This window comes from Neisseria sp. HMSC067G12, from assembly GCF_001812725.1.
In the GTDB taxonomy this organism is placed as follows: domain Bacteria; phylum Pseudomonadota; class Gammaproteobacteria; order Burkholderiales; family Neisseriaceae; genus Neisseria; species Neisseria perflava.
The window spans coordinates 317944-341388 of the sequence record NZ_KV810212.1 but is presented as its reverse complement, the minus strand read 5'-3'; the positions used below and the strand labels follow the sequence as shown (position 1 = coordinate 341388).

Here is a 23445-nt window from a genome sequence, read left to right as displayed (position 1 = left end):
TTAGTTATTTATAACTAGTAAAGGAATAAATATTTCTAATTAAACAAACTACTTAGAAAATAGGGATTAGAGCATAGTTTCATCGAACTACATCTTTTTGATAGAATCTGCCACCAAATTAAAACATCAGCTAACTGGAGAAGCTATGTCACTACCTGTATTTCCCTATGGCAAATTAAGCTTTGCCGTCAGTCTGGCTTTGTGTTCGGCGTATTCTTTCGCAACCGAAGTAGAAAATAGCCAGCCGCAAGAACGTGTCGATTTGCCGACAGTTACCGTCCAAGGTGTCGGAAAACAGACTACTTCCAACTACACCATTCCCGCATCTTCCGCCGCAACAGGCATCCGCCTGACCCAGCGCGAAACGCCGCAGTCCTTGTCTGTCGTCACCGAAAAACAAATGGACGACCAGGGTTTGGATACCTTGCAGGACGTGTTGAAACAAACGCCGGGCGTGTTCCACAGCAAAATGGGCAACAACGTCTCCGGCCACAGCCAATTTATTTCGCGCAGTCAGGCGATTGACAGCATTTCCGTGGACGGCGCGCCCAAATTCCTTTACGACGGTAAAGCCATCCGCCGCGGCACCAACAATCTGGACAGCGCATTGTACGAACAAGTCGTCGTCGTGCGCGGCGCAAGCGGCTTGTCCAACGGCGGCATGGGCGAGCCGGGCGGTACGGTTGCTTTGGAGCGTAAAAAACCGACTGTCAAGCCAGCCGTCAGCGTGGAAGCCGGTGTCGGTTCTTGGAAACACTACCGTTTCGTCCTTGATGCCAATCATCCTCTGAATGCCGACAATACCTTGCGCGGCCGCGCCATTTTGGTCAGCGACCACGGCGGCGATTACCTGCCGAACACATCGCGCCATAATCACACTTTCTACGGCATTTTGTCTTACGATCTCACGCCGCAAACCCAATGGCGCCTCGGTACGGAAATACACCGTTTCCGCAATACCGGCAGCTCGCGTTTCAGCTATCTGACAGCAGCAGGTAATCGCAAAGACGGATTCAAACCGTTTGAATCTTCGCCACGCAGCAATTCTTCCGCACGCTGGGCATACGGCAAAGACAACAGTGCCGAAGTATTCACTTCCCTTAGCCATGAGTTTGACAACGGCTGGAAACTGACTGGTGATTACAGCCATGTTTCGGGTAAAAACGACATCGTTTCAGGCATTGCCGGTACATTTGAAATCAATCCCGATTACTCTGCACTTTTCACTTCAGACCGCGACCGCAGCAAATACCGTGATCAGAATTTTGCGCTGGCCTTGGACGGCCATTATCCAGCGCTGGGCCGCTCGCACGAGTTCAATGTCGGCATCAGCTATCAGGACAACAAAGAAAACCTGTCTTTCTATGAAGAAGGCGAGTCGATGATTCCCGATTTGCGTAAATTTGACGGCAACATCGCCAAACCCGATATGCCGTATCTGCGCGATGGTTTTTCACGCATGAAAAACCTGTCGGTTTACGGCTCGACCCGTTTCAAACTGACCGACAAGCTCGCCTTTATCGGCGGCGGCCGTTTTGTGGATTGGCGTTACCGTTACAGCACCAGCCGTAACAAATTCGCACACAGCAGCCACAAACAAAACGTTTTCATTCCTTATTTGGGCGTAACCTACGACATCGGCGACAATCTGACCGCCTATGCGTCTTACACCACCATCTTCCGTCCGCAAGTGCGTTACCTGACCAAAGACGGCGCAGCGCTCAAACCGCAGCGCGGCAAAACCTACGAGACCGGTTTGAAAGCCTCATGGTTTGAAGGCCGTCTGAATGCTTCCGCCTCCGTCTTTATGAACAAACGCGACCATTTGGGCGTGGTTGCAGGCAAATTTGCGAATGGCGAGGAATACTACCGCGCAGCCGACAACACCACGACAAAAGGCGTGGAGCTCTCTGTCGGCGGCCGCCTGAGTGACAAATGGCTGCTGAATGCGTCTTATGCACGTTCCAAAATCAAAGACAGCGAAGGGGTTCAACTGCATCCGTCTTATCCCGTTCATTTGTTCAAACTCTTTACCGCGTATGACGTAACCGACCGTTTGAACCTGGGGGGCAACGTCAACTGGCAAAGCCGCAGCCATACGCTGGACGAATACCCCGCAGACATCAATCCGGCTGCCGCCGCTGCATTGACCCAACGCCCATACGCCACGCTGGACTTGACCGTACATTACAAAATCGGCAAATCCACCCGCATCGGTTTAGACTTTGAAAACGTGTTCAACAAACGCTACCGCACCATGCCGGATATTCACGTCTACGGCACGCCGCGTAGTGTGACTGCAACGGTTAAACATACGTTTTAATTGAAAAGAAAAGTAGGAGAGGTCGTCTGAAAACCTGAGTGATCGGGGTTTTCAGACGGCCTGAATTTTTTCGGACATATTGTTTTAATGTCAAACCTGACTAAAAATTGCTCGGGATCTTGAGCAAAGAAATCAAAATGACAGACACAAAAAAGACCGGAACATATCCGGTCTTTTTAATGATGTCGCACTTACGCTTTATGACCTTTCGCTTCGGCAAGCAGGGCCAGCAATTCTTCAGTCGTATCCCAACCGATGCAGGCATCCGTAATACTTTGACCGTAAACTTCAGGCTTGTCCTGACGTCCTTCAACCAAGTGGCTTTCCACCATCACGCCCATGATGTTTTCTTCACCGGCTTTCAGCTGCGCCGCAACATCGCGCGCTACATCCATTTGTTTGCGGAAGTCTTTACGGCTGTTGGCATGGCTGCAGTCCACCATCAGTTTGCTGCTCACGCCGGCTTTTTGAAGCTGCGCAACCGCGTCTTTAACGTGTTCTGCGCTGTAATTAGGCTCTTTCCCTCCACGCAAAATCGCATGGCAGTCAGGGTTGCCGCTGGTGTGGACAATCGCGGAATGACCGGCTTTGGTTACAGACAGGAAGTGGTGCGGATGATTGGCGGCGCCGATGGCGTCGATGGCGATTTTCAGATTGCCGTCCGTACCGTTTTTAAAACCGACAGGGCAGGAGAGGCCACTGGCCAATTCGCGGTGTACCTGGCTTTCAGTCGTGCGCGCACCAATCGCGCCCCAAGAAATCAGGTCGGCGTAGTATTGCGGCGTAATCATGTCCAAGAATTCAGTCGAAGCAGGCATGCCCATTTCGTTTAAAGTCAGCAACAACTGACGCGCTTGGCGCAGGCCGTAGTTGATGTCAAACGTACCGTCCAAGTGCGGATCGTTAATCAGACCTTTCCAGCCAACGGTTGTACGCGGTTTTTCAAAATACACGCGCATTACAATCAGCAGCTCTTTCTCATATTTTTTGCGCAAAGGCAGCAATTTTTGCGCATATTCTACCGCCGCCTTAGTATCGTGAATCGAGCATGGGCCGATAATGACCAGTAAACGGTTGTCGCGGCCGTGAACCAAATCCGAAATCTCATGACGCGTTTTATAAACTAAATTAGCAACCTGAGGCGTAACAGGCAGCTCATACAAATGTGCGATTGGAGGGAGTAACTCTTTGACTTCTTTGATCTTAATGTCATCGGTAGGGTGGTGTTGGGACATGATGGACTCTCTTGTTTATTTTTGATACAGATTACAGGTTTTAGCAGAATTAAACAAGGCTTAGTTTTTTGTTTTAGCAATTTTATTCTAAAATTTCTTTATTTTAATTATTTTATAGAATTTAAAATTAGTTTATTTGTAAAAATTAATATTTAATTCTATTAAAAAATTTCATTTATATAATAAAGGGCTTTGGGTTTTTATCAAAATACAGGCCGTCTGAAAATGTTCAGACGGCCTGAAGTCTTACATAGACCAAAAATTGAGAAGCGTGAAGGCTATCGGTATTGTTCCAGCAAGGGCGAAGAGAAAGGAGTCCAATACACACCTTTAAGGCCGCTTTCAACCAATTTGTCATTCAACCAAGTGTTACAAGTATTGAATAAATGATAGCGTCCTTTGGCTTCGTAAAAAGCATCGTTAGACTGATGATGGATTCCTTTTAGCAAGATGGGTTGCCCATTTTCTTGTTGAAAACCGGCCAAGAGCGATTTTGTTAAATTCCTGTATTGCTCAGCCGTGACCAAAAATTTGACGACGTGGCTATTTTCTCGTGGTTCAAAAGGATAATAAGTAACATGAATCAGCGTACGGTTCAGCCCGCTTAATGCACCTAAAGCATTGGAGAAAGTCAAATCTTTCCACTCAGGCGTGTATAAATAAAAATTGCGCTCCCCCCAGCCTAAACCGATATGCGTTATCTGAGGATCAGCAGTGAGCGTGTCTTTTGGATTGACGACATCCGACCAATCAAAAATATCATTCTTCAGCGGCATGACTACATCAGTATGCACACCGTTACTGACTAAAAATAAAGTAATTTCCCCTTTAGGCTGCTCTTCATTAAGCGGCAACGAAGCCATCATCCAAGCAGATAAAAAATACAATAGGGCAAAAATAGGGATAATCAGCGCTATTTTGCCGATTTTCTTGAGGATGTGGAGAAAGGAGCGCATTCGTTTTTTTAAAGGCAATTAAGTTTGAAGGTGTGTATTTTCCATTAAATTTGTACTTTTTTCATTAGAAATGAGTGGGTGGTAGGTATCTTGCGATTAATGATAAAAATGGTTGTTTAATTTAAATAAAAGAAAGGCCGTCTGAAAAAGTTTAGACGGCCTTTCTTTAATTAAAACGGGATACTAAATCTCATCTCAATCTATGTTGCGAACGATTATTTTGTAGAGCTGCTGACTTGCTTCATCCAGGTAAACAGGTCGTCTAAGTCATAATCACCGCCGTGGCCGACATCCCAAGGCAGGGCGTAATCGACGGTTTGGCCGTTGTTTTGCAGTTTGGCGGCTAAGACGGCGGAGACTGCCAGTGAGGTGTCGCGGTCGTTGGTGCCGACGCGGATGCGCCAGTTTTGCGGCAGGTTCACGCCCGGTTTGCCGATGTAGTTGAGCGGGTTCATGATTTTGATGGTTTCTTCATCTGCGATTTCGGCGTTGGAGGCGGTGTTGTGTTGCATGGAGAACGCGGTGAAGTGGCGTTTATCGACGGTATTGGTGCCGAAGAGTTGGTTTTCGCCTGTGCTTAAATCTACGCCGTCAAAGGCCGGCGGTGTTTTTTGGCGGCCGGCGGCTTTGGCGTAAGCATCGAAATCGACGGAGATAACTTTGCCTTTGCGGATGGTCAGCCAAGTGCGGTCGCTCAGGTCTTTGCCTGCATCAAGTTGGGCTTGTGCGGATTTGGCAAGTAAACCGGCAATATGGTTTTTAAAGCTGCCGTTGCCTTGGGCGTCCAGTGTCAGGGGTTTGCCTTCGGGGGATTTCAGGTTCAGGCTGTTGAGGTATGCGGGGTATAGGGGTTTGAGGAGGTCGGACAGTTTTTTCTCGTCATCGGTCAGCGTGCCTGCGACCAGCTCGCGTTTGACGCGGTAGTCGAGCATGGAAATGTTCATTTTTCTGTAGTCATTGATACCGTTGAACTGCCATTCGTAAGCCATATCGGCATGGTCCAAATCGGTAATCGGGCAGTATGCGGATACGGCGAAAACTTTGTCGCTGCCGTCTGCCGCGCCTAAGGCTTTGAGGTGGTTTTCGTAATCTTTTTGGTCGGCTGTTGCGCCTAAGAGGGCGGACATCGCTCCGCCTGCGCTTGTGCCGTTGGAAATGATTTTTTCGGCATCGCCGGGCATGACTTTGTTGTTGGCTTTCAGGTAACGGACGGCGGCTTTCAAATCGACAATGGCGGCAGGTGCTTTGCCGGTGGGTTCTGTTCGGCCGCGTGCGCCAGGGGATGCGACGACGTAGCCTTTGGAGAGGGCAACCAGGGCGGCGTTGGGCAATTTTTGGCCGTCTTCAGGCTCGCCGCGTTTGCCTTCTAAAGCGGGTTTGCCCGGTTCGGCAGGCATATAGCCGCCGATTTGGTTGGGCAGGAAAATCGGTGCGGTTTCGGCATTGAAACCGTCTATCTCGCCGCCGTTGTAATAGGCTTCGGGTACATAAATATTGATGATTTCGTAACGGGTATCGACAGGATTGCGGACGTAAACCACGCCTTCGTAAGCGCGGAATTTGACCGCCTGACCGTTCACTTCGATGCTTTGTTCGGTGTATTTTTGTTTGGAGAAGTCTAGGTCGTAGGTGTCTGCGGTTTTGACGGAAGCGCAGGCGCTCAATCCCAGCGCGACAGAAACGGATAAGAGGGTTTTGTTTAGGGTGTTCATTATCATACTTTCTGAAGAGGTAAGCGGATATGATAACGAATACCAAGGCCGTCTGAAACGCCAAGTCGGGTTTTAGACGGCCTGATTTTTTTGTAGCGTTATGTAGTGTTGTACGTTACGTTGTAAAGTAATATGGGCTTAAATCTCATCTATTTGATAAATATGAATTTAATAAGACATTATGCCTTAAAAGATCTATTTATCCGGTATCTGTAAAAGTTTGAATCTGTCTTGTAAATCAGTATGCAGGACAGGCATTTTTGCTTTATCCACAGATTGGTTCTACTTGTCAGAACGTTTTGCTCAATTCGACAAACATTTTGGTTTTGCCGTATTCGTAGAACTTGTCGTTGCTCCATGTTTTGTTATGGGCAATGGTCAGGCGCGGGGTGATGCCTTTGAAATGGAGGGCGCGGTGCCATACGCTCAGGGAGGCAGAGGCTTCTTTGTCGCGGCGGTTTTGTTCGTTGCTGAAGAAGCCGGGGGCTTGGTAACGGCGTTGGGCGGTGCTGAGGCGTAGGACGGTGGAGAGGCCTTTGGGCCATTCTTGTCCCCATGTGGTGCGCAGGGCGTAGCGGTTGAAGCTGTCGCTTTTGTCGTCGCGGTTGCGTTCGCGGTAGAGGTCGATACCGGCTACCCAGTATTGGCGCGCGTTGCGGTAGTAAACGATGGAATTGCTGAGCAGTTGGCTGGTGTTGTCGGAATGCTCGCGGCGGCTGTTTTTCAGACGGCCTGCTTCAAATGCGCTGAGGGTTTGCAGCTTGGGTTGCCACCAATGGTTGTAGTGGAGGCGGGCGCCGTTGGTGTAGGTGTAGGGGTCGTTGCCGTAGAAGCGGCGTTCGTGGAACAGGGTAATGCCGATATCGCTGCGCTGGTCGGCATAGCCGATGCCTGCCGAGAAGCGTGTGGTGAGGTCGTTGTAGTTGGTGTGTTTGGGATAGATTTTGCCGTAATGGTCTGCGCCTGCCGTGGCATAGAAGCCGCGGGGCAGCGACCATTTTTTTTCTGCGCCGATTTGGTAATGGACAGCGGTGGCATCGATGGGTTCGGGGAATGTCCAGCCTCGGAAGCAGTCGTCGTCGGGATAGACTAGGCGCACGGCGCGGCATTGTTCATCGCTCAGGTGGTTGCCCAGACGGCGTTGGCCGGGGGCTTGGTTGATGTTTTGTTCGCGCGTGATGTTCAAGCCGACGTTGAATTGCCATGAATCGCGTTCGCGCAGGGCTTTGCGGTAGGTTTCGATGCGTTCTTGCAAGGCAGGCGGGAGGGATTCGGTTTGCAGTTTGTCGAACTGGTCGGCCGCGGCTTCGTTTTGTTTGTCTTCAAACAAGGCGGTCGCAAGCTGCCAGCGGACGGCGGAGGCATCGGGTTGCTCGGCGATAAAGCGGCGGTAATGGCCGATGGCTTCGGCGGCGCGTCCTTCGGATTGGGCAAGCAAACCTTTGGCATAGCGTGCCATGGCGCGGTCGTGTTCTGGCCATTGTTCGTAAATGGGCAAAACGGCTTTGATGCCGGGGATGTTGTGGGCGACGACGGCGGAATACATGGCGCGTGCCAGTAATTCGGTGTTGGCAAGCAGGGTGTCGGCATCGACGTTGATGATTTTTTCAGACGGCCTGTTTGTCTGCTCGACAGGGGTGTTGTGCGTTTCGGGTTGTTGGGGTTCGGCAGTGTTGACTTGAAGCTCGGGTTTCACATCAGGCGGTACATCGGCGGCGTGAAGGGAGAGGGGAAGGATGGCAAGGAGGAGTAGACGTTTTTTCATGGCAATGTTGGGGATGTTATCGGTATAAGTGGGCAGATTGTACAATGTTTTGAGTCGGAAACTTTGTAAACCGATTGCCATTTTATCTGATAAAGACAACAAAAGGCCGTCTGAAACCCGATGGGATTTCAGACGGCCTTTATTTGCGAGTCGGATTTAGTTTTTGTCCAAGTCCAAATCGGCTTTGTATTCGATACGGCCTTGGCCTTTGTCTTCGATGGAAACGTCCAGCTCTTGTTTGCCGCGTTTGAATTTCAGATCGGCATCGTCGTGTTTGATTTCAGACTCGACCACATGGAAACCTTTGCTGCGCGCGTGGGCGATCACTTTTTTGGCCAGGGAAGGAATGGAATTGCGTTGGCCGGAGAGTTCGGCTTCGTATTCAAATTCGCCGTTGCCTTGATGATTGGCTTTGATGGTGTGCGCGCCATCCGGACGGTAGATTTCGGAAGGCAGCGGGGAGGCGAATGCCGTGGCGGAGAAAAGAGCCAAAATGCCGGTGGCCAGTAACGATTTTGCTTTGGTCATCGGTTTTTCCTTTCTGAAAAGGGTTTTGAGAACGACATCATCTTATCGGCAGGTATGAGGGGCGGCAAGCGGATAAACTCGATTTTACGCACGGCTACATGATTTGTTTGGAGGACGTTGGTTCTTTGCTTTGGGCTGGTGTTTGCTTGCAGAAAAATGCTGCCGGATAAGACTTAGCCGAGGCGGAACAATTCGCTGCCGTGCGCCTTCAGCCATTGTTCAGCTTGGTCAACATGCGGCGTGAGCGAGTGGGTCAGAGCCCAAAACGCAGGGCTGTGGTCGGGATGGCGCAGGTGGGCGAGTTCATGCAGACAGACGTAGTCGGCGACATATTCGGGCGCGCCGATGAGCCGCCAGTTGAGGCGGATACCGGTAGTGTGGCGGCAAACGCCCCAGAAAGTTTTGGCGTTGGAAAGGGAAATGGCGCTCGGAGTCAGGCGGGTGGTTCGGATATAGCCTTCGAGGCGTGGCAGCAGATATTCGTGCGCACGCTCGTGTAGGAAACGGCGCAAATGGGTAAGTTGGGCGGCGTTTTCTTTGTCGGGTAACAAGATTTCAGACGGCCTGATTTGGATGTGGTTTGCCGTGTGGACGGACAAGACCGTCTGAACGCCTTGATACCAAATCCATTCGGGAAGCGAGTCGGTGGGTGTTTGTCGGGCCGGTGTTTTGTTTAAGGTACGGCGCAGGATGGCTTCGTTGTCGTTCAGCCATTGGGTAAAGGTGTGCTGGGTAACAAACGGAGGGATATTGATGCTGACGGTATCGGCGGAAACGGGGCGCAAGATGAGGTTTTTCTTGGCGCTGCGTTTGAGCTGGATATGAATGGTGAGGCCGTCTGAAAGGGTGTGGGTATGGAGGCGGGGCATGGTGTTTGAGTGAAAAGGGCGGGTATAGCGGCCCACCCGATGGAATGATTTATTTGGTTTGGGGCGCGAACGGGCCTTGTCCGGTAATCAGGGGCTGTTGGCTTTCGATCCATTGCTCGCATTGGGCCATGAGTTTGGCTTCATTGCCGTTGTTGTGGGCAATGGGTTTGCCGATGATGACGCTGACTGTGCCGGGGTATTTGAGGAAGGAGTTGCGCGGCCAAAATTCGCCGCTGTTGAGCGCGACGGGGACGATGTCCATCTCGAACATTTTTGCCATGCGCGCGCCGCCGAGCTTGTAGCGGCCTTTTTCACCGGGCGGCAGGCGTGTGCCTTCGGGGAAAATGGTAATCCAATAGCCTTCGTTTTTACGCGCAAGGCCTTGTTCTAAAAGTTGTTTGTTGGCTTCGCGGCTGTTGCTGCGGTCGATGCCGATGGTTTTAACCAGCTTCAAGCCCCAGCCGAAGAAAGGGATTTTGAAGAGTTCGCGTTTGGCAACATACACTTGCGGCGGAAAAATCTCTTGCAGGGCGAGGGTTTCCCAGCCGCTTTGGTGTTTGGCGCAAATGATGGCAGGGTGGTCGGGAATGTTTTCCGCGCCGCTTAAGGTGTAGTTCAAACCGATGATGTGCTTGAGCGACCAGTTGAGGATGCGCACCCAAATTTGCGCCATTTTGTGCGCACCGCCTTGGAAGGGCAGGGCAAGCAGCATAAAGGGGAACAGCAAAATAATGCTAGAGGAAAGGATGAACCAGTAAATCAGGTTGCGGATAATCAGCATATCGGGGAAAAGTCTGTCGTTTGAAGGCCGTCTGAACGCCGTTGTCGGCAGTTTCAGACGGCCTTGTCGTTTATAGAATGGCTTGCGCGGCTTCTTCGATTTGTGTGTTTTCACGCATGATGTATTGCGAGAAAGCGAGCAGGTTGTCGAAGACTTGGGTGTGTTCGGGCAGTTCTTGCTCGTGTTTGGCCAGCGTTTTTTTGCCTTTGCCGGTCAGGACGAGTGCGGGCTTGCCGCCTGCGGCATCAATGGCTTGCAGGTCGCGCAGGCTGTCGCCGACCAGCCAGGTTTCGGCGGCATTGGCCTTGAAGCGTTCGATAATGTCGATAATCATGCCGGGCTTGGGTTTGCGGCATTCGCAGTTGTCGGCGGCGGTGTGCGGGCAAAACCAAATGCCGTCGATGGTGCCGCCTGCTTGAACGGCAAGGCGGTGCATTTTAGCGTGCATTTCGGTCAGGTCTTGTACGGTAAAGTATTTGCGGCCGATACCGGATTGGTTGGTGGCCACGGCGATGGTGTAGCCTGCCTGCGTTAAAAAGGCGATGGCATCCATACTGCCTTCGATGGGAATCCATTCGTCAACGGATTTGACGAAATCGTCGCGGTCTTGATTGATAACGCCGTCGCGGTCGAGGATGATGAGTTTCATGGTGTGGGCTCTTATTTTTCTGCTTTCAAACTGCTTTTCCATTTTTCAAAGGCCGTCTGAAAAACGGGTGTCAGTTTGGCGAAGGTTTCCGGGGTGTTTTTGACGTGGTAGAAGCCACCGAGCGAGGGCGTGTCGAGGGCGAGGACGTAGTCTTCCATAAATGCGCCGTAGCCGTCTTCTTCGTCGGTGTAGTAGAACTCGGTAAACCGTTGGCCGAGTTCGGTAAAGTCGTCCGCCGTCAGTGCGCCGTCCATGTGTTTGAGCAGGAAGTGCCGTCCGCTGATTTTGCCCGAGGTCATGGCGGCGAAGTCGGCTGCGGTTTCGGGGGCGGTTTGCCAGACGGGGTTGACGAGGCCTGCCTGCGCCGCCCACTGCCAGTACATGCCGATATGGGTGGCGGCATTTTCGGGCGGGAGCTGGTCGGGGTAGTCTTCGTCGAGATGGAAACGGATATTGTCGTACATGGACGGTGTTCGTTGGGGGAAAGGGGTATTGTAGCGGAAAATAATGAATTAGGCCGTCTGAAAGAGGGTGTTTCAGACGGCCTTAAGGGAATTTAACCTTTAAATACGGGAACAAGCTCCATTTGGCTCAGTATTTGGGCGGCAATGTTGATGATGCCGAAGAGGAAGACCCAAACCATCAGCCAGAATCCGCCGTAAACTTTGTAGTTTTTGCCGACACCGAATTTATGGCGTGAGCGGTAGAGCAGCATGGCGGGGATGATGCCTGTCCAGATGGTGGCGGCCAAGCCGACGTAGCCGATGGCGGTAACGAAGCCGGTAGGGAAAAGCAGGCAGGAGATCAAAGGCGGCAGGAAGGTCAGCGCGGCGGTTTTGGTACGGCCGGAGATGCTGTCGTTCCATTTGAAGATGTCGGCGATGTAGTCAAACAGGCCGAGCGTTACGCCGAGGAAGGACGTTGCAATCGCCATGTAGGAGAACAGGGTCAATACTTTGTCCATATTGCCGGTCTGGGCGAACTTGGACAGTGTTTCAATCAGGACGGAAACTTGGCCTTCTGCGGCAATAACCGGTGCGAACTCGCTGCGCGGCAGGTTGCCTTGGATGGCGATTTGCCAGAGGACGTAAATCACCAAAGCAATCAGCGTACCCGCCCACAGGGATTTGGCTACTTTGGGCGCGTCGCCTTTAAAGTATTTGAGCAGGCTGGAAACGTTGCCGTGGAAACCGAATGACGCAAGGCAGACGGGCAGGGCGGTGGCGACATAAATCCAGTAGCTGGTGCCGGCAGGGGCTTGGGTGTCGAACAGGACAGGCATTTTGGCATCGGCAATCAGGCCGCCGGTTGCCCAAATAAAGGTCAATACCATGCCGCCGATGAGGATGCTGGTGAAACGGTCAACCAAGCGTGCGGATGCCCAAACGCAAAAAGCGAGAATGCCGAAGAAGACGAGTTGGCCTACGGTGAGCGAGATTTCGCCGCCTACCGCGCTGCCGATGCCTTTGGCGGTCAGGTCGCCGCCGACGAAAATGTAGGCGTAAGTGAGCAGGTATAAAACGAAAGCGACGGCAACGCCGTTGATGACGTTCCAAACCGGGCCGAGCAGGTCTTTAACCATGGTGTCGAAGCTGGCGCCGTGCGGATAATGGGTGTTGACTTCCAAAATCATCAGGCCGCTGGAGAGCATGGAAAACCAGGTGTACAGCAACACGGCCAGCGAGCCGGTAAACCATACGCCGGAGGTGGCGGTCGGGTTGGCAAGCATGCCTGCGCCGATAACCGTACCGGCGATAATCATCGCGCCGCCGAATAGGGAAGGAGTTTTGGTTGACATTGTTTATCTTTCTTCTAGAAATGCGTGGCTGCCATTATGCCGTAAAGTGTAAGAAAAGGTAAAGCAAAGGCCGTCTGAAAACCCGATTGTCGTTTTCAGACGGCCTTTGATGTGTATAAACGCAACTGATTAAATCAATTTTCGCAGTTTCAATTCATTTTTCAGGTAGGCGTAATAAACCGGCGCGACGATGATGCCGCCGATGCCGAAAATGCGTTCAAAGACAACCATTGCCACCAGCAATTCCCATGCGCTGGATTCGATTTCCGAGCCGATGATTTTGGCGTTGAGGAAATATTCGAGCTTATGGATGACGACGAGGAAAACCAACGAGGCGAGTGCGACGTACAGCGATGCGCCGAGGCTCAAAATAATGATGATGGTGTTGGAAATCAGGTTGCCCGCCACCGGAATCAGGCCGACGATAAAGGCGACGATCAGGACGGTCATTTTAAACGGCAGGTCAACGCCGAATAGCGGCAAAACCAGGTAGAGATACAGGCCGGTCAGGAAGGTGTCGATCAGCGAGATTTTGACTTGGGCGAGGAACACGCGTTCAAAGCTGGTTTCAAAATTGACGATGCGCCGCATCAGTTCGGCTTTAAACAGCGGCATTTTGTGGCGGTTTTTGCGCATTTTCAGGCGGTGGAAGCTGAGCATGGCGCCGAAGATGATGCCGATGAGGATGTACACGAAGGATGTGATGCTGTTTTTACTGATACGGGTCAGCGCGGCGCGGTATTCTTCAATCAGCTTGATTGCCGAGGCTTTGATTTCGGCCATATTGTTGGGCAGCATGTTGAGAATGGCCGCAGGCAGGTCTTGGCTGTTTTTGGTGTCTTCCAAAATCGCCGCCAGCTTGGCCAGCATAAAGCCGACGTGTCCGCCGTGTATCAGGTGGTAAATGCCCAAAGACATCATCGTGATGATGCTGAACACGATGGCCAGCGTCAGCGTGGTGGAAATCAGGTTGATATTGTGCGCGTTGAGCGATTTATGCAGCCGCGTGTTGCGCGGCAAAACACGGCGGCGGAGTTTGAGGATGACGCCATTGGTGCGCGTAATAAAGATATAGGTCAGGATAACCGACAGCAGCAGCGGCAGAAAATGGTAGTGCAAGACAATCAGCAAGGCCAAGCCCATCAGGATATAGGAAGCGTTGCGGAAAGTCGGGTTGTCGGTGTGTGAAGAGAGTAAGGACATGTGAAGCCAATAAGGTAAAAAGCAAAAAAAACAGGTCAGGCCGTCTGAAAAACCATGTTCAGACGGCCTAACTTAATGACAGTGATTAGTCGTGTAATGAGGCCGCGTGTACCGTGTTTTCCAACAAAGTGGCAATCGTCATCGGGCCGACGCCGCCGGGAACGGGCGTAATCATGGACGCGCGTTCTTTGGCGACATCAAACTCCACGTCGCCGCACAGGCTGCCGTCGTCCAAGCGGTTGATGCCCACATCGATAACGACTGCGCCGGGTTTGACCCATTCTCCTTTAACGAAATTCGGAATGCCTACGCCGACCACCAAAATATCTGCGGCCGCAACTTCATCGGCAAGGTTTTGCGTGGCGCTGTGGCAAATGGTTACCGTCGCGCGGGACAGCAGCAATTCCAACGCCTGTGGGCGGCCGACAATATTGGACGCGCCGACGACGACCGCTTTTTTGCCTTTCGGGTCGATGCCGTAGGCTTCCAACAAAGTCATCACACCTTTGGGTGTGCAAGGGCGCATCAGCGGCATTTTGACGACCAGGCGGCCGACGTTGTAAGGGTGGAAGCCGTCCACATCTTTATGCGGCTCGATACGCTCCAAAACCGCTTGGCTGTCGATGTGTGCCGGCAGCGGCAGTTGCACCAAAATACCGTCGACGGCAGGGTCGCCGTTCAATTCGTCCACCAGTTTCAGCAAATCGTCTTGCGTGGTTTCAGACGGCAGCTCATAAGAGCGCGATTCGATGCCGCTTTTTTGGCAGGCCAGTTTTTTATTGCGTACATAAACCGCGCTAGCAGGGTCGTCGCCAACCAATACCACCGCCAAGCAAGGCGTGTGCAAACCTTTTTCCTGACGCGCTTTTACCGCCTGTGCGACCGCCTCGATGCGTTGCTGGGAGATTTTTTTTCCGTCTATAAGTTGTGCAGCCATGATTTTTCCTCCTCAATAGGGATAAATATTGCGTTTAAATTATCGCATTTTTCAGACGGCCTGACACAAAAGAGTAGCCCTGATTGTGAAACATAAAAATAAATAACGATTAAAAATAATAAGATAATCAAAAAATGAAAAAATAAAGCAAAGTAGATGTTGACCGGGTTAAAAAGGGTCTGTATAGTTCAGGTCTTCAGTCGGGGCGTAGCGCAGCCCGGTTAGCGCATCTGCTTTGGGAGCAGAGGGTCGTGAGTTCGAATCCCACCGCCCCGACCACAAAATTCTTAGCACGAATCGGCATGAGCGCCCGTAGCTCAACCGGATAGAGCACCGACCTTCTAAGTCGGGGGTTACAGGTTCGATTCCTGTCGGGCGTGCCAATTTTTACGGTGGCTGTAGCTCAGTTGGTAGAGCCCTGGATTGTGATTCCAGTTGTCGTGGGTTCGAGCCCCATCAGCCACCCCAGATGAAAGCCTGCATATTGTATGCAGGCTTTTTTCCATTTATACCCGAATTTTACTTCAGATTTAATTGGGTTTCAAAAAAGTATTTATCAAACCGTTTCATCATGGCATCGGCAAAAATAGCATTTGCTGTGTTATCAAATATCAATGAATACGCAGTCAAGCCCGAATATTGTACCGTTCGGTATCTTTTTATGGCGTTTCGCCGTTATCCTTTATAATACCCCGATTATTTTCTGTTTCATTCCCAAAGGAACCGCATCATGTCCGAATGGCCAGCTCCAGAATTTGAATCCAAAATCTGTCCGCCCGAAAAGCTGGCGGAGCGTTTGGCGGCATTGCCCCGTCCGCTGGTGTTTACCAACGGCTGTTTCGATATTCTCCATAGGGGCCATGTAACGTATCTGGCGCAGGCGCGATCGGCCGGTGCGGCTTTGGTGTTGGCATTGAATACCGATGCTTCGGTGCGCCGTCAGGGCAAAGGGGACGATCGTCCGATTAATCCTTTGGAAAACCGCGCGGCAGTGGCAGCGGCATTGGCGAGCGTGGATTTGGTCACATGGTTTGATGACGATACGCCGGCTGCGTTGATTGAAATGGTCAAACCTGATGTATTGATTAAAGGCGGCGACTGGCCTGTGGATAAGATTGTCGGTGCGGCTGAGACGTTTGCGCGTGGCGGCAAAGTATTTTCGATTCCGTTTTTACACCAGACTTCGACCACCAAAACGTTGGCGAAAATTCGCGAAGCCGGAGGAGGCGAATGACGGATTTGAACAGCCGCCATTGGGCCTTGCTCGCCGCACTTTCAGACGGCCTGCCGCAACACGTTTCTCAGTTGGCGCGCGTGGTCGGTATGAAGCCGCAACAATTAAACGGATTCTGGCAGCAGATGCCGGGCCATATCCGCGGTTTGCTGCGCCAGCACGACGGGCAATGGCGTTTGGTGCGCCCTTTGGCTGTGTTTGCCGAAGAATCTCTGCAACAAATGGCCGGAAAACAGGGTTTTCGTGCGCAGTTGAAACACGAATGTTCGTCCAGCAATGATGAAATCATGGCATTGGCGCGCCAGTCGGCAGATTTGGCGCATAAGGCCTTGTGCGTGGCGCATTTCCAAACCAAAGGACGCGGACGGCAAGGGCGAAGCTGGGTCAACCGACAGGGTGAATGTCTGATGTTCAGCTTGGGCTGGGCGTTTGACAAGCCGCAGTATGAGCTGGGTTCGCTGGCGTTGGTGGCGGCATTGGCTTGCCGACGCGCGCTTGCCGATATCGGTTTGGACGTAAATATCAAGTGGCCGAACGATTTGGTCGTGGCCAACGATAAATTGGCCGGTATTTTGATTGAAACGGCGCGGGTAGAGAATAGGACTGTCGCCGTCATCGGCATCGGTATCAATTTTGTATTGCCGAAAGAAGTTGAAAACGCCACTTCCATACAGGCATTGTTTCAGACGGCCTCTAAGCAGGGCGTAAGCGTCAAAACCTTATTGAATGCGGTATTGGCGCAACTCGATGCGCTGTTGAACGAATACGCGCAAAACGGATTCGCGTCATGTGTCGGCGAATACGATGCCGCCAACCGCGACACAGGCAGGCCGGTCTTGCTGCTTCAAGAAGGGCGCATTGTTCATGAAGGCGTAGTCAAAGGCGTGGATGCGCAAGGCGCGTTGCGTTTGTTGACCGACAATGGCGAGAAAACCATTGTCAGCGGCGAGATCAGCTTGCGTCCGGATAATCGTCCGGCGCAACCTGCCGCGACTAAGCCGGAACGCTTTTTGCTGCTGGACGGCGGCAACAGTCAGTTGAAATGGGCGTGGGTAGAGAACGGCACATTTTCCGAAGTCGGCCGCGCGCCGTATCGTGATTTGACCCAGCTGGGCGAAGAATGGCTGCAATTTGCCGATGATGATGTGAAGATTGTCGGTTGCGCCGTGTGCGGTTCGGTAAAAAAAGCGATGGTGGAAGAACAATTAACCCGTCCGGTCGAATGGCTGTCTTCCATGCCGCAGGCTTTGGGTATCCGCAACCATTACCGCCGTCCTGAAGAACATGGCTCCGACCGTTGGTTTAATGCGCTGGGCAGCCGTCGCTTTACGCAAAATGCCTGCGTCGTCGTCAGCTGCGGCACCGCCGTAACCACCGACGCGCTGACGGAAGACAATCATTATCTCGGCGGCACCATCATGCCCGGTTTTCACTTGATGAAAGAGGCGATGGCGCTCAAAACCGCCAACCTCAACCGCCCCATCGGCAAGGTATATCCGTTCCCAACCACAACGCCGAACGCCATTGCCAGCGGCATGATGGATGCCGTTTGCGGCGCGTTGATGATGATGCATGGCCGTCTGAAAGACAAAACGGGCGAAGGCAAACCGGTCGATATTATTATCACGGGCGGCGGCGCGGCCAGAGTCGTGCAGGCGCTGCCGGAGTCATTCGTTCATGACAATCAAGTGAAAATCGTCGATAATCTCGTGATTCACGGGCTCTTGCATTGGATTGCCCATCGCAACGGACAATAAAAAGGAAAACGCATCATGAAATGGCTGTTTGCGGTCTTGGTCGCACTCAACATCATTGTTTTTGGCAGCATGGTTGCCTATCGGACACAACATAAAACCGCGAAACCCGAATCTGCCTTGGAAGGCGGCACGCACGAATTATTGCGCCCGTCTTCTTTGGACGCGCCCAAAGCCGAGCCTCAGCAGGCATCGCAACCCGATTGGGTGGCGGATGAATCAGACGGCCTGATTATGGCAGAACCTGAATCCGAAGAAGCAGAAGCCTTGCGTAAAAAGCAAGAAGCGCAGCAGTTGAAAGAGAAAAAAGAAAAAATGCGCCGCGAGAAAGAAGCGCAAGAGCGTCGCGCAGCCGAAGAAGAGATGGACGCGGCCGGCGTGGAACGCTTGTGTACCAGCAGCGCCACCGTAGTGATGGATGAAGACGATTACCACCGCATCAAAGGCTTGTTGGGCAAATGGCCTCATGCGGCCAGCCGCAGTATCGAAAAACGTAACGGCGCATCCGGTGGCGAAACTTCTTCCAAAACCTTCCGCGTGGTCTTGCCTGCCGACGGCGACACTTCCGCCCAGCTTGATGCCTTGGGCAGCCGCGGCTTTAGCGGCAGTATTCACAACGGCGAAATCAGCATTGACGTAACACGCAGCCGCTCTTCCGCCCAAGTTTTGATTTCACGCTTGTCCAGCGCAGGTTTTGGCGGTGCGCGCATTGTCGAACAGGAAGACAGAAGCGCACCCGATACCGGTTTGAGCGTAGCACGCATGACCGTGGTCTTTATGGCGGTCGACGAGCGCGATGCCCAAGACATCAGAAACATTGTCGGCCGTTATGGCAAGTTGAACATGAAAACCTGCCGATAATCAGGCCTATTCGGTTTCAGACGGCCTGATAAGCAGCCGGCCAAGCCTGATAAACCGAACGCCAAAAAACACGAAATCCACTGTATCGGCAGTGGGTTTCATGTTTTTCGGTTTTGAGTATCTGATATAAAGGGGAACAGGTATGTTTCGTATATGCGCACTCCGAGTATCAAGAGATAATGGGAAAGAGGGGGATAAAATCTGTCGTTTAATGGCTCGGATTAGGACGTCTTCCGAGTGGTTTTGATTATACGCTAATAATAACTATTATCAATAGCAAAATTGAAAAAATAATGGTTTTTGTTGTAATGCTTTGTTTTGTATGGAAATTAAATTGTGGCATTGGCTTTGCCGTGATTGAAAAGGCCGTCTGAACGTCAAACGAACAGGCCGGTTGAAATAGGGTAAGGCAAACATTTCAACCCTATATTTCAGACGGCCTTTTGATTTGTTTCAATCACTCATAAATCCAAGCAATCAACATATCCAAAGCCATATAAAATACCGTATAATCAAGGCCAAATTAACTTTGCCTGCTCGTCGGGCCGTCTGAAAAATTATGCAACAAACCTACGCCGCGGTACAGCGAGATTTGCTCGAAGCCAACCACCTTTCCCCCGATTTGCTCGCCCAAAGCCTGAGTATTATCGGCGCCAACCATGTCGATTATGCCGACATCTATTGCCAGCGTACTGCCTATGAAAGTTGGCATTTGGAAGAAGGCATCGTCAAATCGGGCAGCTTCCAAATCGATCAGGGTGTGGGCGTGCGTGCCGTTTCGGGCGATAAGACTGCTTTTGCCTACGCCGACAGCCTGTGTATCGATTCGATCAACCGCTCTGCCAAAGCCGTGCGCGTGATTGGTGCGGCTGGCGGCGAAGCCAGCGTCAAAGTGCCGACACCTGCCTACGGCAAGCCTGTCCATATGGCGATTGACCCTATTGCCAGTCTTGATTCTGCTGCCAAAGTCGCGCTGTTGAACAAAGTTGAAACGCTGGCCAAAGCCGCCGATCCGCGTATCGTGCAAGTGATGGCCGGTTTGACCTGCGAATACGACATGGTGTACATCGCCCGTCTGGACGGCAAACACGCTGCCGATATCCGTCCGATGGTGCGCATGAACGTAACCGTCATTGCCAAGCAGGGCGAGCGTCGCGAGCAGGGCAGCGCAGGCGGTGGCGGGCGTTATGATTTGGCGTATTTCGATGAAAACTTGGTGCATCGGTTTGTCGATTCCGCCGTCAAACAAGCCCTGACCAATCTTGAATCCCGTCCTGCGCCTGCCGGCGAGATGACCGTTGTTTTGGGCAACGGCTGGCCGGGCGTGTTGTTGCACGAAGCGGTTGGACATGGTTTGGAAGGCGATTTCAACCGTAAAGAAACCAGCGTTTTCTCCGGCCGAATCGGCGAGCGCGTGGCTGCCAAAGGCGTTACCGTTGTGGATCAAGGCGATATTGCCGACAGACGCGGCTCGCTCAATATCGACGACGAAGGCAACGAAACCCGCCGTACTGTATTGATTGAAGACGGTATTTTGGTCGGCTATATGCAGGACGAAACCAACGCCCGCCTGATGGGTATGCAATCGACCGGCAACGGCCGCCGCGAAAGTTACGCTTCCGCTCCTATGCCGCGCATGACCAATACCTTTATGGAAAACGGCGGCTATGAGCCGGAAGAAATCATCGCGTCCATCGACAAGGGCATTTACGCCGTCAACTTTGGCGGCGGACAAGTGGACATTACCAGCGGCAAGTTCGTGTTCAGCGCATCCGAAGCGTGGTGGGTGGAAGGCGGCAAACTGCAATATCCTGTCAAAGGCGCGACCATCATCGGCAACGGTCCCGAAGTGCTGAAACACGTTTCCATGATAGGCAACGACACTGCGCTCGACAGCGGCATCGGTGTCTGCGGCAAAGAAGGGCAGAGCGTTCCTGTCGGCGTCGGACAACCGACACTGAGGATTGATGCCGGACTGACCGTCGGCGGTAGCGAAATTTAAACGGCAGGCCGTCTGAAAGGTTTTCAGACGGCCTTTTGCATTAGGATAAAACCATGCAGGAACAGAATCGGAAATCAAGTTTTCCCATAGTGATGTTGCTGGTGTCGGTTGCACTGTGGATAGCATCTTTGTCCAATGTTGCATTTTATTTGGGCAATCATGAAAGCATGAAGGGTTTGACCGTTTTGATTTTGGGGTCGATATTTGCTTCTTTGGATATCAGATATTGTGCGGCCTATGCGAATTATGTTTGGTTGGCGGCCATTGTGTTGCTGGTGTTGCGGAAGAAGGTTGTGCCTGTCCATACGGCACTTTGGGGCTTGGCGCTGGTGGCTTTCAGTGTGAAAGCCGTACACGTCGATGAAGCAGGGAATACATCGGATATTGTGCGCTACGGCGCGGGATTTTATTTGTGGTATGCCGCATTTGCGGTTGCCACCATCGGCACGTTTGCCGGAAAGATTAAGGAAAGAAAAGCCACAACGCTGGCAGATGGGACGAGAAATGACGCTTGATGAATGGTTGCGCCAATCGGCACTGCCCAAAAATGAAGCGCGGATGTTGTTGCAATATGCGCTGGGTTACACGCGTGCGCAGTTGGTTACACGCGGTACGGACGATTTGGCGGAATCTGACCTGCAAATCTTGGAGGCTTTGGCGCAACGCCGTCTGAAAGGCGAGCCGATGGCCTATCTGTTGGGCGAGCGCGAGTTCTACGGACGACGCTTTACCGTCAATCCCCATGTGCTGATTCCACGCCATGAAACTGAGCATTTGGTGGAAGCCGTGCTCAAACGCTTGCCGTCGCAAGGCCGTGTGTGGGACTTGGGGACGGGAAGCGGCGCCATTGCCGTAACCATCGCGCTTGAACGCGGTGATGCCGATGTTCGTGCATCCGACATCAGCGTCGGTGCTTTGGATACTGCCCGTCAAAATGCGGCCGAATTGGGCGCAAAAGTGGAGTTTGCGCAGGGTTCGTGGTTTGATACCGACAAGCCGTCTGAAGGCCGATACGATGTGATTGTTTCCAATCCGCCGTATATCGAGGATGGCGATGAACATTTATCGCAAGGTGATTTGAGGTTTGAACCGCAAAATGCGCTGACCGACTTTTCAGATGGCCTCAGCCATATCCGCCACATTACCCAAGAAGCCCCTAAATACCTGAAAGCCAACGGCTGGCTGCTGTTTGAACACGGCTATGACCAAGGCAAAGCAGTGCGGAACATTATGCTGGAGAACGGTTTTGCAGAAGTGGCAACCGAACAGGATTTGGCTGGATTGGATAGGGTAACGCTGGGGCGTTTGCCTGCTTAATGGGCATGGTTTGTCGAAATATAAAAAAGGGCGTGTCGATCACGCCCTTTTGGTTTTTTGGTTTAGCTGTTCAGACGGCCTGATTTAACGCCAAGCAGCGACGAACTCCGCCCAGTGTTGTTTTTCTTCGGCTTGTGCGGCCAGATAATGTTTGATGCGTTTGATTTCGACTTCGTATTCGTCGGCATCGAGCGCGCCGCTCATCATGCGAAAGCGCATATACATCAGGTAGGTATTGGCGGCATCGGTTTCACAATAATCGCGGATGTCTTTCAGACGGCCTGCATGATAAGCGTCCCAGACCTTGCTACCGTCCATGCCCAGTTTGCCGGGGAAGCCGCAGAGTTTGGCCATATCGTCCAAAGGCACGCTGGCACGCGGTTGGTAGAGGGCGAGCAAATCCATCAGGTCGCAATGGCGGGAGTGGTAGCGGCTGATGTAGTTGTTCCACTTAAAGTCGCGGCTGTCGCCAAAGTCGCCGTCGCCCATGTCCCAATAACGGGCGGCGCTGATGCCGTGTATCAGGGCGCGGTAGTGGAGGACGGGCAGGTCGAAACCGCCGCCGTTCCAGCTGACGAGTTGCGGCGTATAGTTTTCGATGACCTCGAAGAATTTGGCAATCATGACTTCTTCGCTGTCTTCGGGATCGCCGATGGTACTGACGCGGATTTTGTCCTGACCCCAGCGCATACAGCAGGAGATGGCGACGACTTGGTGCAGATGGTGTTGCATAAAGTCGCTGCCGGTTTTGGTGCGGCGTTGCTGCTGGGCAAACAGGACGACTTCGTTGTCGGGCAAATCGGCAGGCAAATCGTAAAGCTGGCGGATGCCGTTTACGTCGGGAATGGTTTCGATGTCGAAGGCAAGTATCGGAGTCATGGCGTGATCGGGTTGGATAAGGGATGATGTCATTGTGGCATGACGGCGCAGATAAAAAAAGAGGCAATCCCCCACAGGATTGCCCCAATACCTCAAATCAGAGATTTACGCTTCACAAACAATACAGGCTTTCACCTGCGGCTTTACAGATGCAGCTCAACTCTGCATCGGTAAACTTTCATTTCGGGCATTGCACCGAAATCCTCTAAAATACCGCAATTTCTTGCAATATCAGAAAATTGCTTACAAAAGTATCTAAAACCAGCGAGGCCGTCTGAACGTTTTGTAATTTGATGTAGTGAAATTTACGCGAATTTTTACAGTTTGCCAAGTATTTTTTTCTGAAGGCTAGTTTCGGTATAAATTTCAGGTATTGTCATATTTTTGCAATTATATTTCATAATTGTTTTAAATTTAGATATTTATTTTGTTTTTTTAAATTTTAATTTAATTTTATTTCATATTTTGAATGATTAAAATGTATTTTTTCAGATGGACTGTTTTTTAATATATTGTTTTTAAAAGAAATTAAATTTAATATGTAAATGAAAAAAGTGTATTGGCCTGATGTTTTTCATTTGAGAAAAAATATAGGGTTGTTTGAAAGTTTCAATCACGATGAAAAAAGTTGTTTTTAAAGCA

General features: G+C 51.6%; 20 protein-coding genes and 3 tRNA genes. 10 read left to right on the top strand and 13 right to left on the bottom strand.

Features of this window, described 5'->3' with window-relative positions:
* Positions 1-145: 145 nt before the first annotated feature.
* On the top strand, positions 146-2323 hold the full coding sequence (locus HMPREF2871_RS09215) for a TonB-dependent siderophore receptor (RefSeq protein ID WP_049344350.1): 2178 nt from the start codon (positions 146-148) through the stop codon (positions 2321-2323).
* 191 nt (positions 2324-2514) lie between these two features.
* Here HMPREF2871_RS09215 and aroG read toward each other — a convergent pair whose 3' ends face one another.
* The 12 genes from aroG to folD form a co-directional block, all read right to left on the bottom strand.
* Entirely contained in the window at positions 2515-3558 is a 1044-nt protein-coding gene (aroG, locus tag HMPREF2871_RS09210) for a 3-deoxy-7-phosphoheptulonate synthase AroG (protein WP_004520940.1), read from the bottom strand.
* Positions 3559-3836: 278 nt separating this feature from the next.
* Complete coding sequence (locus HMPREF2871_RS09205) at positions 3837-4514, bottom strand: TIGR02117 family protein (protein WP_004520941.1); 678 nt, start codon at positions 4512-4514, stop codon at positions 3837-3839.
* Between the two features lie 215 nt (positions 4515-4729).
* Positions 4730-6226: a subtype B tannase gene (locus tag HMPREF2871_RS09200; protein ID WP_192830390.1), complete on the bottom strand. Its 1497-nt coding sequence runs from the start codon at positions 6224-6226 to the stop codon at positions 4730-4732.
* A 289-nt stretch (positions 6227-6515) separates the two neighbouring features.
* Positions 6516-7991: a surface lipoprotein assembly modifier gene (locus tag HMPREF2871_RS09195; RefSeq protein ID WP_193388910.1), complete on the bottom strand. Its 1476-nt coding sequence runs from the start codon at positions 7989-7991 to the stop codon at positions 6516-6518.
* Positions 7992-8147: 156 nt separating this feature from the next.
* Positions 8148-8519 (bottom strand): hypothetical protein, encoded by a 372-nt coding sequence (locus tag HMPREF2871_RS09190; RefSeq protein ID WP_049344346.1) that lies wholly within the window; start codon positions 8517-8519, stop codon positions 8148-8150.
* A 173-nt stretch (positions 8520-8692) separates the two neighbouring features.
* Positions 8693-9388: a M48 family metallopeptidase gene (locus HMPREF2871_RS09185; protein WP_049344366.1), complete on the bottom strand. Its 696-nt coding sequence runs from the start codon at positions 9386-9388 to the stop codon at positions 8693-8695.
* A gap of 49 nt (positions 9389-9437) precedes the next feature.
* Positions 9438-10169: a lysophospholipid acyltransferase family protein gene (locus HMPREF2871_RS09180; protein ID WP_049344344.1), complete on the bottom strand. Its 732-nt coding sequence runs from the start codon at positions 10167-10169 to the stop codon at positions 9438-9440.
* A gap of 70 nt (positions 10170-10239) precedes the next feature.
* Complete coding sequence (gene gmhB, locus HMPREF2871_RS09175; RefSeq protein WP_049344341.1) at positions 10240-10818, bottom strand: D-glycero-beta-D-manno-heptose 1,7-bisphosphate 7-phosphatase; 579 nt, start codon at positions 10816-10818, stop codon at positions 10240-10242.
* A gap of 11 nt (positions 10819-10829) precedes the next feature.
* A complete protein-coding gene (locus HMPREF2871_RS09170) occupies positions 10830-11282 on the bottom strand; it encodes a DUF7832 domain-containing protein (protein ID WP_049336905.1) in 453 nt (150 codons plus the stop codon).
* A gap of 92 nt (positions 11283-11374) precedes the next feature.
* On the bottom strand, positions 11375-12616 hold the full coding sequence (locus tag HMPREF2871_RS09165; RefSeq protein ID WP_049344338.1) for an aromatic amino acid transporter: 1242 nt from the start codon (positions 12614-12616) through the stop codon (positions 11375-11377).
* A gap of 129 nt (positions 12617-12745) precedes the next feature.
* A complete protein-coding gene (locus tag HMPREF2871_RS09160; protein ID WP_049344337.1) occupies positions 12746-13819 on the bottom strand; it encodes an AI-2E family transporter in 1074 nt (357 codons plus the stop codon).
* Between the two features lie 85 nt (positions 13820-13904).
* Entirely contained in the window at positions 13905-14756 is an 852-nt protein-coding gene (gene folD / locus HMPREF2871_RS09155) for a bifunctional methylenetetrahydrofolate dehydrogenase/methenyltetrahydrofolate cyclohydrolase FolD (protein WP_049336906.1), read from the bottom strand.
* Between the two features lie 201 nt (positions 14757-14957).
* Here folD and HMPREF2871_RS09150 point away from each other — a divergent pair.
* The 9 genes from HMPREF2871_RS09150 to prmC all read left to right on the top strand — a co-directional run bounded on the left by HMPREF2871_RS09150 (position 14958) and on the right by prmC (position 21924).
* Positions 14958-15035 (top strand) — tRNA-Pro (locus tag HMPREF2871_RS09150).
* A gap of 27 nt (positions 15036-15062) precedes the next feature.
* Positions 15063-15139, top strand: a tRNA-Arg gene (locus HMPREF2871_RS09145).
* A 9-nt stretch (positions 15140-15148) separates the two neighbouring features.
* Positions 15149-15224: transfer RNA gene (locus HMPREF2871_RS09140), tRNA-His, on the top strand.
* Positions 15225-15483: 259 nt separating this feature from the next.
* Complete coding sequence (locus HMPREF2871_RS09135) at positions 15484-15990, top strand: adenylyltransferase/cytidyltransferase family protein (protein ID WP_188212340.1); 507 nt, start codon at positions 15484-15486, stop codon at positions 15988-15990.
* A complete protein-coding gene (locus tag HMPREF2871_RS09130; RefSeq protein ID WP_004520956.1) occupies positions 15987-17747 on the top strand; it encodes a bifunctional biotin--[acetyl-CoA-carboxylase] ligase/type III pantothenate kinase in 1761 nt (586 codons plus the stop codon). Before HMPREF2871_RS09135 ends, HMPREF2871_RS09130 begins: the two co-directional genes overlap by 4 nt.
* Before the next feature lie 15 nt (positions 17748-17762).
* Positions 17763-18605, top strand: coding sequence for a hypothetical protein (locus HMPREF2871_RS09125; protein WP_004520957.1), 843 nt, complete (start codon positions 17763-17765; stop codon positions 18603-18605).
* A 559-nt stretch (positions 18606-19164) separates the two neighbouring features.
* Positions 19165-20607, top strand: a complete 1443-nt coding sequence (gene tldD / locus HMPREF2871_RS09120) for a metalloprotease TldD (protein WP_004520959.1) — start codon at positions 19165-19167, stop codon at positions 20605-20607.
* Between the two features lie 53 nt (positions 20608-20660).
* On the top strand, positions 20661-21122 hold the full coding sequence (locus HMPREF2871_RS09115; protein ID WP_004520960.1) for a hypothetical protein: 462 nt from the start codon (positions 20661-20663) through the stop codon (positions 21120-21122).
* Positions 21112-21924, top strand: a complete 813-nt coding sequence (prmC, locus tag HMPREF2871_RS09110) for a peptide chain release factor N(5)-glutamine methyltransferase (RefSeq protein ID WP_004520961.1) — start codon at positions 21112-21114, stop codon at positions 21922-21924. Before HMPREF2871_RS09115 ends, prmC begins: the two co-directional genes overlap by 11 nt.
* 84 nt (positions 21925-22008) lie before the next feature.
* Here prmC and HMPREF2871_RS09105 read toward each other — a convergent pair whose 3' ends face one another.
* A complete protein-coding gene (locus HMPREF2871_RS09105) occupies positions 22009-22803 on the bottom strand; it encodes a 3'-5' exonuclease (RefSeq protein ID WP_039862538.1) in 795 nt (264 codons plus the stop codon).
* Between the last annotated feature and the right edge of the window lie 642 nt (positions 22804-23445).

Bases quoted from the DNA above. Each gene is read 5' to 3' on its own strand.
- HMPREF2871_RS09215 (WP_049344350.1), top strand. From the start codon at position 146: ATGTCACTACCTGTATTTCCCTATGGCAAATTAAGCTTTGCCGTCAGT.
- aroG (WP_004520940.1), bottom strand. From the start codon at position 3,558: ATGTCCCAACACCACCCTACCGATGACATTAAGATCAAAGAAGTCAAA.
- HMPREF2871_RS09205 (WP_004520941.1), bottom strand. From the start codon at position 4,514: ATGCGCTCCTTTCTCCACATCCTCAAGAAAATCGGCAAAATAGCGCTG.
- HMPREF2871_RS09200 (WP_192830390.1), bottom strand. From the start codon at position 6,226: ATGAACACCCTAAACAAAACCCTCTTATCCGTTTCTGTCGCGCTGGGA.
- HMPREF2871_RS09195 (WP_193388910.1), bottom strand. From the start codon at position 7,991: ATGAAAAAACGTCTACTCCTCCTTGCCATCCTTCCCCTCTCCCTTCAC.
- HMPREF2871_RS09190 (WP_049344346.1), bottom strand. From the start codon at position 8,519: ATGACCAAAGCAAAATCGTTACTGGCCACCGGCATTTTGGCTCTTTTC.
- HMPREF2871_RS09185 (WP_049344366.1), bottom strand. From the start codon at position 9,388: ATGCCCCGCCTCCATACCCACACCCTTTCAGACGGCCTCACCATTCAT.
- HMPREF2871_RS09180 (WP_049344344.1), bottom strand. From the start codon at position 10,169: ATGCTGATTATCCGCAACCTGATTTACTGGTTCATCCTTTCCTCTAGC.
- gmhB (WP_049344341.1), bottom strand. From the start codon at position 10,818: ATGAAACTCATCATCCTCGACCGCGACGGCGTTATCAATCAAGACCGC.
- HMPREF2871_RS09170 (WP_049336905.1), bottom strand. From the start codon at position 11,282: ATGTACGACAATATCCGTTTCCATCTCGACGAAGACTACCCCGACCAG.
- HMPREF2871_RS09165 (WP_049344338.1), bottom strand. From the start codon at position 12,616: ATGTCAACCAAAACTCCTTCCCTATTCGGCGGCGCGATGATTATCGCC.
- HMPREF2871_RS09160 (WP_049344337.1), bottom strand. From the start codon at position 13,819: ATGTCCTTACTCTCTTCACACACCGACAACCCGACTTTCCGCAACGCT.
- folD (WP_049336906.1), bottom strand. From the start codon at position 14,756: ATGGCTGCACAACTTATAGACGGAAAAAAAATCTCCCAGCAACGCATC.
- HMPREF2871_RS09130 (WP_004520956.1), top strand. From the start codon at position 15,987: ATGACGGATTTGAACAGCCGCCATTGGGCCTTGCTCGCCGCACTTTCA.
- HMPREF2871_RS09125 (WP_004520957.1), top strand. From the start codon at position 17,763: ATGAAATGGCTGTTTGCGGTCTTGGTCGCACTCAACATCATTGTTTTT.
- tldD (WP_004520959.1), top strand. From the start codon at position 19,165: ATGCAACAAACCTACGCCGCGGTACAGCGAGATTTGCTCGAAGCCAAC.
- HMPREF2871_RS09115 (WP_004520960.1), top strand. From the start codon at position 20,661: ATGCAGGAACAGAATCGGAAATCAAGTTTTCCCATAGTGATGTTGCTG.
- prmC (WP_004520961.1), top strand. From the start codon at position 21,112: ATGACGCTTGATGAATGGTTGCGCCAATCGGCACTGCCCAAAAATGAA.
- HMPREF2871_RS09105 (WP_039862538.1), bottom strand. From the start codon at position 22,803: ATGACTCCGATACTTGCCTTCGACATCGAAACCATTCCCGACGTAAAC.